13 protein-coding genes are annotated in these 13374 nt (G+C 65.3%); 8 read left to right on the top strand and 5 right to left on the bottom strand.

Features of this window, described 5'->3' with window-relative positions; all coding sequences use genetic code 11:
* The first annotated feature begins 68 nt into the window (after window positions 1-68).
* Together DB459_RS10005 and DB459_RS10000 are read left to right on the top strand one after the other, a co-directional pair.
* Window positions 69-431: a DUF1304 domain-containing protein gene (locus DB459_RS10005; RefSeq protein ID WP_253712698.1), complete on the top strand. Its 363-nt coding sequence runs from the start codon at window positions 69-71 to the stop codon at window positions 429-431.
* Between the two features lie 176 nt (window positions 432-607).
* Window positions 608-2827, top strand: coding sequence for a transglycosylase domain-containing protein (locus tag DB459_RS10000; protein ID WP_253712697.1), 2220 nt, complete (start codon window positions 608-610; stop codon window positions 2825-2827).
* A gap of 156 nt (window positions 2828-2983) precedes the next feature.
* On the opposite strand, the gene DB459_RS09995 is transcribed toward DB459_RS10000, so the two are convergent.
* The 4 genes from DB459_RS09995 to DB459_RS09980 form a co-directional block, all read right to left on the bottom strand.
* The gene (locus DB459_RS09995) at window positions 2984-3823 is read right to left on the bottom strand and encodes a M48 family metallopeptidase (RefSeq protein WP_253712696.1); all 840 of its coding nucleotides are present in this window, start codon (window positions 3821-3823) and stop codon (window positions 2984-2986) included.
* Window positions 3824-4056: 233 nt separating this feature from the next.
* Complete coding sequence (locus DB459_RS09990; protein WP_253713505.1) at window positions 4057-5385, bottom strand: polyhydroxyalkanoate depolymerase; 1329 nt, start codon at window positions 5383-5385, stop codon at window positions 4057-4059.
* A 149-nt stretch (window positions 5386-5534) separates the two neighbouring features.
* Window positions 5535-6353, bottom strand: coding sequence for an ABC transporter permease (locus DB459_RS09985; RefSeq protein WP_253712695.1), 819 nt, complete (start codon window positions 6351-6353; stop codon window positions 5535-5537).
* On the bottom strand, window positions 6350-7096 hold the full coding sequence (locus DB459_RS09980; RefSeq protein ID WP_253712694.1) for an ABC transporter ATP-binding protein: 747 nt from the start codon (window positions 7094-7096) through the stop codon (window positions 6350-6352). Before DB459_RS09980 ends, DB459_RS09985 begins: the two co-directional genes overlap by 4 nt.
* 172 nt (window positions 7097-7268) lie before the next feature.
* Here DB459_RS09980 and DB459_RS09975 point away from each other — a divergent pair, with 172 nt between their 5' ends.
* From DB459_RS09975 to DB459_RS09960, 4 genes are all read left to right on the top strand, one after another.
* Window positions 7269-8591: an ActS/PrrB/RegB family redox-sensitive histidine kinase gene (locus tag DB459_RS09975; protein WP_253712693.1), complete on the top strand. Its 1323-nt coding sequence runs from the start codon at window positions 7269-7271 to the stop codon at window positions 8589-8591.
* A 98-nt stretch (window positions 8592-8689) separates the two neighbouring features.
* Window positions 8690-9244 carry an ActR/PrrA/RegA family redox response regulator transcription factor gene (locus DB459_RS09970; RefSeq protein WP_253712692.1) on the top strand — a complete coding sequence of 185 codons (555 nt, stop codon included), beginning with the start codon at window positions 8690-8692 and terminating at the stop codon, window positions 9242-9244.
* Window positions 9245-9449: 205 nt separating this feature from the next.
* Complete coding sequence (locus DB459_RS09965; RefSeq protein ID WP_253712691.1) at window positions 9450-9653, top strand: hypothetical protein; 204 nt, start codon at window positions 9450-9452, stop codon at window positions 9651-9653.
* A 36-nt stretch (window positions 9654-9689) separates the two neighbouring features.
* Entirely contained in the window at window positions 9690-10337 is a 648-nt protein-coding gene (locus tag DB459_RS09960) for a biliverdin-producing heme oxygenase (RefSeq protein ID WP_253712690.1), read from the top strand.
* A 23-nt stretch (window positions 10338-10360) separates the two neighbouring features.
* On the opposite strand, the gene DB459_RS09955 is transcribed toward DB459_RS09960, so the two are convergent.
* The gene (locus DB459_RS09955) at window positions 10361-10840 is read right to left on the bottom strand and encodes an MmcB family DNA repair protein (RefSeq protein ID WP_253712689.1); all 480 of its coding nucleotides are present in this window, start codon (window positions 10838-10840) and stop codon (window positions 10361-10363) included.
* A gap of 73 nt (window positions 10841-10913) precedes the next feature.
* On the opposite strand from DB459_RS09955, the gene DB459_RS09950 reads away from it, so the two are divergent.
* Together DB459_RS09950 and DB459_RS09945 are read left to right on the top strand one after the other, a co-directional pair.
* Window positions 10914-11573: an MBL fold metallo-hydrolase gene (locus DB459_RS09950; protein WP_253712688.1), complete on the top strand. Its 660-nt coding sequence runs from the start codon at window positions 10914-10916 to the stop codon at window positions 11571-11573.
* Between the two features lie 429 nt (window positions 11574-12002).
* A complete protein-coding gene (locus DB459_RS09945) occupies window positions 12003-13295 on the top strand; it encodes an adenylate/guanylate cyclase domain-containing protein (RefSeq protein ID WP_253712687.1) in 1293 nt (430 codons plus the stop codon).
* Window positions 13296-13374 lie beyond the last annotated feature (79 nt).

The raw sequence follows: 13374 nt of genomic DNA, 5'->3' as shown, positions 1-13374 counted from the left end.
GCAAGGGATAGGCAATTGCGAGACGCCACACTAGTCTGGGCGCCGGATCGAACGGGGGGGACTGATTTATGGTTGTGATCGCCGTAGTTCTCGTCGCGCTGGTCGCGCTGGAGCACGTCTACATCCTTGTGCTGGAGATGTTTCTCTGGACCAAGCCTGCCGGGCTGCGTGCCTTTGGACAGACCAAGGAGCAGGCCGAGGCGGGAAAGGTGCTGGCCGCCAATCAGGGTCTCTACAACGGTTTTCTTGCTGCCGGCCTGATCTGGGGCCTGCTCCATCCAGAGGCGACAACCGGTTTCCAGATCAAGGCGTTCTTCCTGATCTGCATTCTCCTCGCGGGGCTCTATGGCGGCTACTCGGTAAAGCCGAAGATCATCCTGGTGCAGGCGGTTCCGGCGCTGCTGGCGCTCGCGGCGCTGTGGTTTTCCTGAGCGCGCGCAGTTGTGAAGAGCTGCAGCCTGCCGCCGGCGCCGCGCCCGTAAACAGCCATTAACTTCTGCTTAACCCCGCTTTAAACCGCGCGTCGCTAGCATGCGGCGGGCGGGCATGCGCCGGAACAGCCGGGTTTCGGTTCTCCGCGACGGTCATGCTCGGAGAGGCGGGGTTGATGGAATCAGCACGGCGAAAAGGCGGCGTACGCCGCGAGCCAAGGTTCGGCCCGAGCTCCTCGCTCGGCGACCTGCGGCTCGGCGCCGACGATCGCGTGCCGACATCGGAGGACGACAAGCCAAGGCGCCGCCGCGCATCGTCCGACCAGGATGCGCCGCGGGAGCGCAAACCGCGCAAGCGCGGGAATGCTTCACGTTCACGCCCGTCGTGGCCGCGGCTTGGCCGGCTGGTCTACTGGGGCGCAGTGCTCGGCTTGTGGGGCATCATCGCGGTAGTCGGGCTCGTCGTCTATGTCGGCGCTCACCTGCCGCCGATCCAGTCGCTGGAAATCCCGAAGCGCCCACCGACCATCCAGATCACGGGCCTCGACGGCAGCGTGCTCGCCAGCCGCGGCGAGATGGCCGGCACCAATGTGGCGCTGAAGGAGCTGCCGCCATTCCTGCCGAAGGCGTTCATCGCCATCGAGGATCGCCGCTTCTATTCGCATTTCGGTATCGACCCCATGGGCATCGCCCGTGCGGCCGTCACCAACCTGCTTCATCGCGGCGTCTCTCAGGGCGGTTCGACCCTGACCCAGCAGCTCGCCAAGAATCTGTTCCTGACCCAGGAACGCACGATGCAGCGCAAGCTGCAGGAAGCCGAGCTCGCGATCTGGCTGGAGCGCAAATACTCCAAGGCCCAGATCCTCGAACTCTATCTCAATCGCGTCTATTTCGGCTCTGGCGCCTATGGCGTTGAGGCGGCGGCGCAGCGCTATTTCGGCAAGTCGGCGCGCAATGTCACCATCGCCGAGGCGGCCATGCTCGCCGGCCTCGTCAAATCGCCGTCGCGCCTTGCGCCCAACCGCAATCCCGACGGCGCCGAGCGGCGCGCCCAGACCGTACTCTCCGCCATGGCCGATGCCGGCTTCATCACCGAGGCCCAGGCCAAGGCCAATCTCGGCCATCCCGAATATGCGGTGAAACCGGTCGGCGCCGGCACCGTCAACTACGTCGCCGACTGGATCGGCGAGGAACTCGACGATCTGATCGGGCAGATCGACCAGGACGTCACGGTCGAAACCACGATCGATCCCCGACTGCAGTCCATCGCGGAAGCCGCGGTGATCGACGAGCTCGCCGCCAAGAGCGTCAAATTCAACGTCTCCCAGGGCGCGCTGGTGGCGATGACGCCGGACGGTGCGGTGCGGGCACTGATCGGCGGCCGCAATTACAGCGAAAGCCAGTTCAATCGCGCAGTCACCGCCAAGCGCCAGCCCGGCTCGGCGTTCAAGCCTTTCGTCTACCTCACCGCCATGGAGCAGGGTCTGACGCCCGAGACCGTGCGTCAGGACGCGCCGCTCGATCTCAAGGGCTGGAAACCGGAGAATTACACCCACCAGTATTTCGGCTCCGTCACCCTGACCCAGGCACTGGCCATGTCGCTCAATACGGTCTCGGTGCGGCTCGGCCTCGAGGTCGGACCCAAGAACGTCGTGCGCACCGCTCACCGTCTCGGCGTCGCCTCCAAGCTCGACCCCAATCCCTCGATCGCGCTCGGCACGTCTGAGGTGACGCTGCTGGAGCTGGTCGGCGCCTATGCCCCTTTCGCCAACGGCGGCCGCGGCGTTGCTCCCCACGTGATCGCGAAGATCCGCACCACCGAGGGCAACAAGCTGCTCTACGTACGCAACCCCGACCCGCCGAACCAGGTGATTGATCCGCGCAATGTGGCGCAGATGAACGCCATGATGCAGGAGACCCTGCTCAGCGGCACGGCGCGCAAAGCCGAGATCCCCGGCTGGCAGGCCGCCGGCAAGACCGGCACCAGCCAGGATTTCCGCGACGCCTGGTTCATCGGTTACACCGCCAATCTGGTCACCGGCGTCTGGCTCGGCAATGACGACAATTCCCCGACACGCAAGGCGACAGGCGGTGGCTTGCCGGTGGAAGTCTGGACCCGCTTCATGCGCGCGGCGCATCAGAATGTTCCGGTGGCCGCGCTTCCGGCCTCCGATCGCGGGCTGTTCGCCGGCGTCGCCAACGGCGTCAGCCAGGTGTTGGGGGGAAATCAAGGTGCGCCGGCCGAGCCGCGCGCGGCCGTGTCCATGGGGAATGGAGCGACACCGGCGGCCCCAGCGGGCGCGCCACGAGCTCCGGTCACCCGGGCTGCAGTCAGGCCCGAAGCGGATTCCGGCCTCGACGGCTGGCTGGTCGACCGATTGTTCGGTGGGCGTTGACACAACGGGCGAGAGTAACCGGTCCGACATCTTCTGACGCCGGCGCTGTCGTCAACTTTAAAACGCTGACGTCCAGGGGTGGCAAGCAGCAGCAGGCTCGGGGCCCCGATGCAGGCCGGGCTGATCATGGCCTCGGGAGCGAAGGATGCGGGCGGCCTACTTTTTCACCCCGTAGCGGTGCAGGTCGTTACCGTGATTATCGAGCCAGCTCTTGGACCGCTCCATGTGCGGGCAGATCCGCCCGACGACGCGCCAGAAACGGGGAGAATGGTTCATCTCGACGAGATGGGCCACTTCATGAGCCGCGAGATAGTCCAGGACATGACCAGGCCCGAGGATCAGTCGCCAGGAGAAGGACAGCACCCCGGCCGAAGTGCAGGAGCCCCAGCGGCTCGACTGATCGCGGATGCTGAGGCGCTTGATTTTGACGCCGAGCTTCTCGGCATAGTCATGGGCGGCCTTGGCGATATCGCGGCGCGCTTCGCGCTTCAGAAAATCGCGGATACGGCGGTCGACATGGGCGACGTCGCCGGCGGCACAGAGAATCCTCTCGCCCGAGTCCCTCACTTCCGTCCATACCGTGCCGCGCTCGCCAGCACGATGAACAATGCGATGGGGAGCGCCGCGCAGCGGTATGGTCATGCCCGGGGCGAAGGGCACTGCCTTGGCGAGGCCGCCGAGGCGCGCCGCGATCCAGGCCCCGTGACGATGGGCGAAGTCCTTGGCATCAGCGACGGTGCCACGTGGCGGCATCGTGAGGATCGCTTCCCGGTCGACCGGATGAATGCGCAAGGTGTAGCGCCGCGCTCGACGATGGCGGCGCAGGCGAACAGGGTAGATCGCCGAGCCGACATGCACCAAAATGGTCTTCGGCTCGGCTGGGCGGCGATAGAGGAGTGCGCGGAAGGCCATGTCGAGAGGTCCAGGGTCAGGCGATTGACCCTGAGTCTGCCACATCCTTGGCCAAGGGAATTTGGCGGCGGAAAAACAAATCATTTGCCCAAGATATAGAATTGTCGGCCGATTTGGCTCCCAAATGATGGGGCTCGGAACGGCATTTTAGATTCAGACCATGTAAGCAAGCGCCGGCTGATGGAATGATCTCATATTCACCCCATCGCCCGATGAGTTAACGAAAATCATCTTTCCTTATCAATGATTTACATGACGCGAGCGAAACGGTCCTGATCCGGACTAAAAGCAGTCCGAATTACATTTTCGGTACTATCCTACTCAGCGGCGTCTATGCTCGCCGGCCGCTGCTGGGCCGACGACACCATGAAATCCGAAATTCGTGGCAGGATTTCCGAGCGGAAGCGCGAACCATTGAACACGCCATAATGGCCGACGCCCTTCTGGACGTAATGCACGCGCCGATCCATGGGAATTGAACTGCAAAGGCGGTGGGTCGCTTCGGTCTGACCGAGACCGGAGATATCGTCCTTCTCGCCCTCCACGGTCATCAGCGCGATGCGCTCGATCTTCGCCGGCTCGACGAGGCGGCCGTGATGGCGCATCTCGCCCTTAGGCAGCAGATGGCGCACGAACACCTGATCGACGGTCTGCAGGTAGAACTCGGCAGTGAGATCCATGACGGCGAGATATTCGTCATAAAATTCCACATGCTTGTCGACGAGATCGCCGTCGCCCTTCACCAGATTGGCGAACAGGTTCTTGTGGGCATCGACATGACGATCGAGATTCATGCTGATGAAGCCATTCAGCTGCAGGAATCCCGGATAGACGTCGCGCATGACACCGGGGTGCGGCAGCGGCACCTTGGTGATGACGTGGTTGCGGAACCATTCGATACCGCGCTGCTCGGCGAGTTTGTTGACGGCCGTCGGATTGCTGCGGGTGTCGATGGGGCCACCCATGAGCGTCATCGACAGCGGCACCATAGGATCCTGACGCGCCTCCATCACCGAGGCGGCCATAAGGACCGGCACCGATGGCTGACAGACCGCGACGACGTGGACGTTGCCGCCGAGCGCATGGAGCATCTCGATGACGTAATCCACATAGTCATCGAGGTCGAAGCGGCCGGCCGACAGGGGCACCATGCGGGCATCGGCCCAATCGGTGATGTAGACGTCGTGACCGGGCAGGAATCCTTCCACCGTGCCACGCAGAAGAGTGGCGTAATGGCCCGACATCGGGGCGACGATCAGCACCCGCGGCTGTACCAGCCGCAGCGGCCGGTCGAACTGGCGCTCGAAATGCAGCAGGCGGCAGAACGGCTTCTCCCAGACCGTACGGACCTCCACCGGGGTGCGCACGCCGTTCACTTCGGTGTCTTCGATGCGCCATTCCGGCTTGCCGTAACGGCGCGTCGTTCGCTCGAACACCTGACAGGCGGCGGCGACCGACTTGCCGACCTGGGTGTGTGTCCATGGGTTGAGCGGGTGAGAAAACATCAACTTGGTGGCGTCGAACATGGCGCGCGCCGGATTGAGCGAGGCCTGGCCCAGCTCATACATCCAGTACATCGGCGTCGTGAGCGCGGAACTGTCCTCGGCCACAAACTCAGGTGCGCCGCCAAACTCGCCAATCGGCATGATATCCCTCAGCATTTTTTTGCACCGCGGAAGGTGTCGCCTTCGCGGCACCGCGTCAATGCTCAATTTGAAGCCCTCGCCGCAGCGGAGGCGGATATCACCGATATAATGATGGAATCACAGCGGCCACAGGGGCTTAGACGAAGAGTTCACTCACCGGTCTGCACCAGGGCACCGTTGATCCGGGCGCTGCGCAACAGAACAAGGAAAACCACCGTCGCAATCGCCAGAAATGCGACGTTGATGGCCAGCGCCTCGACCATCAGGTCCGCACGGAAGACATGGTCGGACAGGATGGCTCGCATGCCTTCGAACACGTAGGTGGGCGGCAGACTCCAGGCGAGCCACTGCAGCCAGACCGGCAGGATTGCAACCGGGTAATAGACACAGGTGATCGGCAACAGCACGAACATCAGCGTCCAGGCAAGGCCTTCAGCCCCTAATCCGTTGCGCAGCACAAGGCCGGAAGCGATCAGGCCGAAAGCCCAGCTCGTGAAGATCAGGTTGCAGAAGAAGGCCACCAGCGCGAAGCCGAGCCCGTAGAGGTTGAAGCCGAAGAAGGCGAGCGCCAGCAGTGTCATCGGAATAACGCCGATGGCGAGGCGAACGACGCTCATGATCATCAGCGACAGCACCAGCTCGCTGACCTTGAGCGGGCTCATCATCAGATTGCCGAGGTTCCGCGACCACATTTCTTCGAGGAAGGACATGGAGAAGCCAAGCTGCCCCCGAAACAGGATGTCCCACAGGATCACCGCGCCGATGAAGGTGCCGCCGGCGCGGGCGAAGAATCCGGCATTCTGCGAGATGTAGGCCTGAGAGAAGCCCCAGGTGATGAGCTGCAGTGCCGGCCAGTAGATCAGTTCCAGGAGCCGCGGCCACGACGAAGTCAAAAGATACCAGTGGCGCAACATCATGGCACCGATCCGGTGCAGGGCGATGCCGGTGTACGGGGGCACCTGCTTCATGATGCTGCAACCCCTCGCCCGCGCGCGACATCGAGGAAAACGTCCTCCAGCGTGTCGCGGTTGTAGCGCTGCATCATGGCGGCCGGGCTGCCATCGTCCTCGATTCGACCGCGCTTCATGATGATGACGCGATCGCACAGTCGCTCGACCTCCAGCATGTTGTGCGACGCCAGCAGGATGGTCGCCCCGGTTTCGCGGCGATAGGTTTCGAGCCGGCCACGGATCCAGTCTGCCGTGTCCGGATCGAGCGAGGCGGTCGGCTCGTCGAGCAGAAGCAGTTCCGGGCGATTGATCAGGGCCTTGGCCAAGGCCACGCGGGTCTTCTGACCCGAGGACAATTTCCCGCTCGGGCGGTCGAGAAATTCGCCGAGGTCGAACTCGGCCGCGATCTCGGCGAGCCGTGCCTGGAGATCGGGGACAGCATAGAGCCGGCCGAACACCGTCAGATTCTGCCGCACGGTGAGCCGCATCGGCATGTCCACATAGGGACTCTCGAAATTCATCCGGCCAAGCACCTGCTCGCTTTCCGCCGGCATGGCGCAGCCGAGCACCCGGATGCGGCCCGAGGTCGGCAGCACAAGCCCCATGATCATGGCGATGGTCGTGGTCTTGCCGGCACCATTGCCACCGAGCAGCCCGGTGACGCTGCCCCGCGCGATGCGAAATGAGATGCCATCCACCGCGCGCGTCGCCTTGTAGACCTTGACCAGGCCGTCAACGTCGATGGCCGGGTCAGGCAGCATTCCAGTAGGCTGGCGAGGGCGCACGGGCACAGGCATGATCGTTCATTGGTCCAATGCCGCCGCGAGCGCAAGATGCATTGCTGCGCCATTCATCGCGGCGGCATCCCGACAGCATTATTGCGGCGGCGTGCCCCCTTTGTGGCGGCGGCGCGCAACGATTAAACTGTCCACCATGATCGACAATGCCGAATCCGACATCCGCTACCGCCGCCGTTTCGTCCGGCTGGACACCATTCTGCGCCTGCGCTGGCTTGCGGTGCTGGGCCAGCTCGCCGCCATCTTCATCGTGGTCCAGGGTCTCGAATTCGACCTTCCGCTCATTCCCTGCGTGACCGTGATCGGGTTTTCCGCCCTACTCAACCTCGCGCTGCAGATCGCCTTCAACCCCCGCCGGCCGCTGGAGCCGCTCCATGCCGCCGGCCTCCTGGCCCTCAACATCATTGAGCTCGCCGCGCTGTTGTTCTTCACCGGCGGCCTGCAGAACCCCTTCTCCTTCCTGTTCCTCGCCCCGGTGCTGATTTCCGCCACGGCCCTGCCGACGCGACTGACGCTCGGCCTCGGCCTGCTCGCGATCGCCTGCGCCACGGCGCTCGGGTTCGTCCATCTGCCGCTCCCCTGGAACAGCGACGAACCGCTGGCGCTGCCGCCGATCTACATGACCGGCGTCTGGCTCTCGATCCTGCTCGCCATCGGCGTCACCAGTCTCTACACTTTCCAGGTCACCGAGCAGGCCCACAAGCTGTCCGACGCGCTCGCCGCCACCGAACTGGTGCTGGCGCGCGAGCAGCATCTCACCCAGCTCGATGGCCTCGCGGCCGCCGCCGCCCACGAGCTCGGCACCCCGCTCGCCACCATTTTTCTGATTTCCCGTGAACTCGAACGCAGCATCGAGCCGGACAACCCTATTGCCGGCGAGCTCAAAACGCTGAGTGAGCAGGCCAAGCGCTGCCGCGACATTCTGGCCAAGTTGACCCAGCTCTCGGCCAGCGATGCGCCCTTTGACCGCATGCCGCTCTCCACCCTGATCGAGGAGACGGTGGCGCCCCATCGCGATTTTGGCATTACCATCAAGGTGCGGATCGCAGTGGCTGGTAGCCAGGAGCCGGTCGGCAAGCGCAATCCCGCGATTATCTATGGGCTCGGCAATATCCTGGAGAACGCCGTCGATTTCGCCCGGACCGAGGTCGAGGTGAATGCCTGGTGGAATGCCGAAACGGTGGAAATCGTCGTCTCGGACGACGGCCCCGGCATCGCCCCGGACCTGCTCAAGCGGATCGGCGAGCCCTATCTGTCGCGGCGGCCGGCCGACGGCAATCACGGCGGGCTCGGGCTCGGCATCTTCATCGCCCGCACGCTGCTGGAGCGCACGGGAGCGCGGCTGTCCTTCACCAATCGGACCTTCCCCGACCACGGCGCGGTGGTGCATATCACCTGGCCGCGCGAGCGCTTCGAGACTGCTTCGAACCAGGAAAACGCCGCCGCGCCAGCAGCTTGAGGCGGATGCAATTTGCCGCATCCCCTTCCCGCTTGGCATCCCGGCCGATCATGACCATATTTCCCGCAGCGCCGAATGCGCCAATGAGGAACCCTGAGATGATTGCCGTGGCCGCCACTGCGGAACCGACCGACCGTTCGCTGCTGATCGTGGAAGACGACAAGGCCTTTCTCGAGCGGCTGGCGCGGGCGATGGAGAGCCGCGGCTTCGCCGTCACCTCCTGCGACACCGTCGCCGATGGTCTCGCCGAAATCGACCGCGCCGCGCCAGCCTTCGCCGTCGTCGACCTGCGACTGGGCGACGGCAATGGTCTCGACGTGGTGTCGGCGCTCAAGCGTCAGCGCCCCGATGCGCGCGCCATCGTGCTGACCGGCTACGGCAACATCGCCACCGCGGTGACCGCCGTGAAGATGGGCGCTGTCGACTACCTGTCGAAGCCTGCTGACGCCGACGACGTGGTCGCGGCGCTGCTCGCCGGCGGCAGCGAAAAGGTCGAGCCGCCGCAGAACCCGATGTCGGCCGATCGCGTCCGCTGGGAGCATATCCAGCGTATTTACGAGATGTGCAATCGCAACGTCTCGGAGACCGCACGGCGGCTCAACATGCACCGTCGCACCCTGCAGCGGATTCTCGCCAAGCGCGCGCCGCGCTGATTTTCCTGACGATTCACCTAGTGTGGCTTATGTCTCCGAATGACCGTGCGAGCATGAGGCAAATGGAGCGGTCATTCGGAGACAGGACACTGGTCTGACCGCAGCGCCCGACGGCGCTGAGCCAACGCACGCCGCGGAACTTTCCGCTCGCCGGAGTGTTCTCCCTGACGCAATTGACGGGAGCGGCGCGCGGCGCCGGTGCACCATGGGCAAGGCGCGCCATCTCGAGATCTCCACTCGACTCGAAATCACCAAGCGACATGGCCGCGTCGACGACTACCGCATCGACTGGTCCGGCGCCTTTCAGCCGCCTCACGTCACTGTGAAAGGCCGAACCACAGTGCCCGCCCAGGTGACGAAGAACTATGCTTCCGCACTGCTCGCGCCCGATCTCGTGCGATGGATCTGACGCTCCTATAGACGGGCAAGCTTTCGAGGACGGGCCATGACAGGCGCAGGCACAGGTCCCCGCGATTCAAGCAGTTCGATCGAGGACCTGATCCGCAGGGCGACCCGCCACGCCCACGACCGCATCGACACCGCCATGGCGCGCCTCGATCTCGGCCGTCCCGATTACTATGCCGGCTTCTTGCGCGGCCAGGCCGAAGCGCTGTTTCCGTTGGAGGCGGCCCTGGAGCAGCATGGCATCGACGTGGTGCTGCCGGACTGGCCGCTGCGCGTCCGCACCCCGGCGCTGGAGCACGATCTCGCCTCGCTGGACATCGCCTGCGAACCCCTCCCTGCCCCCGGGCTCGGCTCCGGCGACTGCGTGCCGGAGATGCTCGGCGTTGTCTATGTCCTCGAAGCGATGCGGCTTGCATGCCGCGCCATTCTGGCACGGCTCGCCGATCGTCCCGAAGCCGAGGTGCGCGGCGCCACCGCCTATCTGCGCCACGGTTTCGGGCGTCGCTTCTGGCCGTCCCTCCTCATCACGCTGGAAAACCATCCGGCCGCGCTCGCCCATCCGGAGCGCGTCGTCGACGGCGCCCGCCTCGCCTTCGGCATGTTCGACAGCGCGGTGACACCCACCATGGCCGGCGCGCTCGATCGTGCCCGCGACAGTCTGCGCCTGGTCCATTCGGCGCCAACCTGACGAACGATCGAGGCGAAATCGATTCAGCCGAGAAGATCGCCCTGATGACCCTGCGGGTCGGCGAGACGGTTGAGGCGCTGGGCGGCGGCGAGAGCAAAGCGCAGCAGCATCATCTTGCGGGTCGCTGCGGTGAGACGATGCTCCGGCGCCTCGCAATGCAGGTGGGCGCCGTAGGCATCGGCGACGATCTGGCCGGCATCGGCCGGGAATAGCTCGCAGGGCAGATGCTGCGGGAAGGCGAAGAACAAGCGGTCGCAATGCGCCCGGTACTCTTCCCATTTCTGGTCCGCCCGCAGATCCGCCTCGGACGACTTGATCTCGATGATCCAGACATCGCCGCGCGCGTTGAGCGCCGTGAGATCGGCGCGCCGGCCGGACGGCAGCGGCAGTTCGCTGACGCAGGAGAAGCCGAAGCTGCGCAATAGACGACCCGTTCCCCGGGCGACCGCCAGCGCGGTTTCCGATTGGCGGCCGTCGACGGGCAACGGCTGCGCAACAGGCATGAACTGGGAGGGCATGGCGGGTGTGTAGCACTTTCTCCTTGGCGCTGCCGCAAAAATACGCCATGGGAGCGCCATGAGCGAGACATCCGCCAGGGCCCGCGCGGCCATCATTCCGGTCACGGCGCTGCAGCAGAACTGCACGCTGTTGTGGTGCGAAACCACCAGGCGCGCTGTGGTATTCGACCCCGGCGGGGATGTGCCCAACATCCGCGCCGCAATCGATGAGGCCGGTGTCACCGTCGAGCAGATCTGGATTACCCACGGCCATTTCGACCATGTCGGCGGCGCCGACGAACTGCGCGAGGCGCTCGGCGTGCCGATCGTCGGCCCCCATATCGCCGACAAGTTCCTGCTCGATCATGTGGTCGACAGCGCCGCCACGTTCGGCTTCTCGGGCATGCGCAACGTGACGCCGGACCGCTGGCTCACCGAGGGCGAGACCCTCACCCTCGGCGAACTGACTTTCCAGATCCTGCACTGCCCGGGCCACTCGCCGGGCAGCGTGGTGTTCTTCAATCCGCAGATGCGCTTCGCCGTGGTCGGCGACGTGCTGTTCAACGGCTCGGTCGGCCGCACCGACCTGCCGGGCGGCAGCCACGCGGCACTGCTGCAGTCGATCACCGAGAAGCTGCTGCCGCTCGGCGACGATGTCGGCTTCATCTGCGGCCACGGCCCGGGCTCGACCTTCGGCGACGAACGCCGCACCAATCCCTTCCTCGCCGGCGCGGCGTAAGCCACGTCGTGATGCTGACGAAGGGCGACACCGTGACCGCCGCCCGCCGCATGGCGATGAGCCCGCCGGCGCTGGGCGACAGCGCCACGGCGACACAGCCGAGCGCGTCATCACGAGATAAAACGATGAGGCCGCGGCTGAACGGAGCGGCATCGAGCAGCACCTGCGCCGCCACCACGGTGGCGAGCACAAACCAGCGGCGGCGGGGGTCTACGGGCCAGGTGACGACGGCAGCCGGTTCAAGCGCAGGCGGGGAGGCCATCCTGTTCAGGGGGCACCTCGTTCGACAAGCTTCGGTGCCTTTAGGGAAGTGCAGACCGGCTGCCGCCGGTCGACTACCTCGGAGGTCATGCGAGCGCTCCTGACGGCTGGCTCCAGCGCGGCTATGATCGCGCCGGCAACACGCGGTTCCACATCGTTCGGTCGATCATGCCCGACATTCCCTTTCCCAGCTCGCTGCCGCGGCAATATCCCGCCGCGGTGACGCTGGTGCGCCGCGCGACCCGCGGCACGGCGGCCGCACCGGCCCAGACCGATCTTGCCGCCATCGAGCACTGGCTGCTGCACGAGGCTGGACGCGACCGCGACCTGCTCGCCTTCGTCGAGAGCTTCATCTGGCGTCTCGTCGCCGCCGGCATGCCCCTCGACCGGTTCAGCCTGCACATCGGCACGCTGCATCCGCAGCTGATCGGCTTTTCCTGGAACTGGGCGCACGCTGACGGCATTTGCGACGAGGTGCAGGTGGCCAATGCCGCCAACGACAGCGACAGCTATCGCCGCAACCCGTTACGGCTGATCTTCGAACTCGGCGAGACGGTGCGTTGCAATCCGCAGAGCGCCGAGGCCCAGGCGCGTTTCCCGCTGATGAACGACCTCGCGCCCGCCGGCATGACGGACTACATCGCCCTGCCGCTGAGCGGCGGCGGCGAACGCAACGCCCTGACCATCGCCACACGCCAGGCCGGCGGCTTCACCGACGATCAGCTGGCCCGGATGCGGCCGCTGCTGCGGCTGTTCGCCCTTCATGTCGAGCGGCATACGGCGCTGCGCATTTCCGATAATGCGCTCGGCGCCTATCTCGGCAGCGGTGCTGCGGCCAAGGTGCTCGCCGGCACCATCCGGCGTGGCGCCGGCGAATCCATCCGCGCGGTGATCTGGGTCTCCGACCTGCGCGGCTTCACCGATCTCTCCGACCGGCTCGATCCCACCGATCTGCTCAGCCTGCTCAACGCCTATTTCGAGGTCATGGCAGGCGCCGTGCTGGCGCAGGGCGGCGAAGTGCTGAAATTCATCGGCGACGGCCTGCTCGCGGTGTTTTCGCCGCAACAGGCCGACGGACTCGCAACTGCCGCGCGCGCCGCGCTGGAAGCGGCGCACATGGCGATCGCGGGGCTCGCGGCGATCAATGACGAGCCGCCGGAGCCACTCGCGCGGGTCGGCGGCTGGCGGCCGCTGCGCGCCGGCATCGCCCTGCACGAGGGCGAGGTGTTCTTCGGCAATATCGGTGCACCACAGCGGCTCGATTTCACGGTGATCGGTTCGGCGGTCAACGAGGCGAGCCGGGTCGAGGCGCTGCACAAGACCCTGAAGCGGCCGATTCTGGTGACCGACGCAGTGGCGCGCCACCTCGACACGCCACTCGACTTTCTCGGCGCTCATGCCCTGCGCGGCGTCGCCGCGCCGATGGCGATCTTCAGCCCGGCGAAAGTGGCTGCTGAGTGAGAGCTGAGACTTTACGAACTGAGAGACTCGAGAGCCGAGACTACGCTGCCGGCCGCAGATTGGAGACGCGCACTCATGG

Source organism: Bradyrhizobium sp. WD16 (genome assembly GCF_024181725.1).
GTDB lineage: Bacteria > Pseudomonadota > Alphaproteobacteria > Rhizobiales > Xanthobacteraceae > Bradyrhizobium_A.
This window is presented reverse-complemented; position numbering and strand designations above follow the sequence as displayed.

Coding starts and splice junctions, on each gene's coding strand:
- DB459_RS09975 (WP_253712693.1), top strand. CDS start 7,269: ATGATCGACAATGCCGAATCCGACATCCGCTACCGCCGCCGTTTCGTC.
- DB459_RS09965 (WP_253712691.1), top strand. CDS start 9,450: ATGGGCAAGGCGCGCCATCTCGAGATCTCCACTCGACTCGAAATCACC.
- DB459_RS10000 (WP_253712697.1), top strand. CDS start 608: ATGGAATCAGCACGGCGAAAAGGCGGCGTACGCCGCGAGCCAAGGTTC.
- DB459_RS09980 (WP_253712694.1), bottom strand. CDS start 7,096: ATGCTGCCTGACCCGGCCATCGACGTTGACGGCCTGGTCAAGGTCTAC.
- DB459_RS09970 (WP_253712692.1), top strand. CDS start 8,690: ATGATTGCCGTGGCCGCCACTGCGGAACCGACCGACCGTTCGCTGCTG.
- DB459_RS09950 (WP_253712688.1), top strand. CDS start 10,914: ATGAGCGAGACATCCGCCAGGGCCCGCGCGGCCATCATTCCGGTCACG.
- DB459_RS10005 (WP_253712698.1), top strand. CDS start 69: ATGGTTGTGATCGCCGTAGTTCTCGTCGCGCTGGTCGCGCTGGAGCAC.
- DB459_RS09995 (WP_253712696.1), bottom strand. CDS start 3,823: ATGATTTGTTTTTCCGCCGCCAAATTCCCTTGGCCAAGGATGTGGCAG.
- DB459_RS09955 (WP_253712689.1), bottom strand. CDS start 10,840: ATGCCTGTTGCGCAGCCGTTGCCCGTCGACGGCCGCCAATCGGAAACC.
- DB459_RS09990 (WP_253713505.1), bottom strand. CDS start 5,385: ATGCCGATTGGCGAGTTTGGCGGCGCACCTGAGTTTGTGGCCGAGGAC.
- DB459_RS09985 (WP_253712695.1), bottom strand. CDS start 6,353: ATGAAGCAGGTGCCCCCGTACACCGGCATCGCCCTGCACCGGATCGGT.
- DB459_RS09960 (WP_253712690.1), top strand. CDS start 9,690: ATGACAGGCGCAGGCACAGGTCCCCGCGATTCAAGCAGTTCGATCGAG.
- DB459_RS09945 (WP_253712687.1), top strand. CDS start 12,003: ATGCCCGACATTCCCTTTCCCAGCTCGCTGCCGCGGCAATATCCCGCC.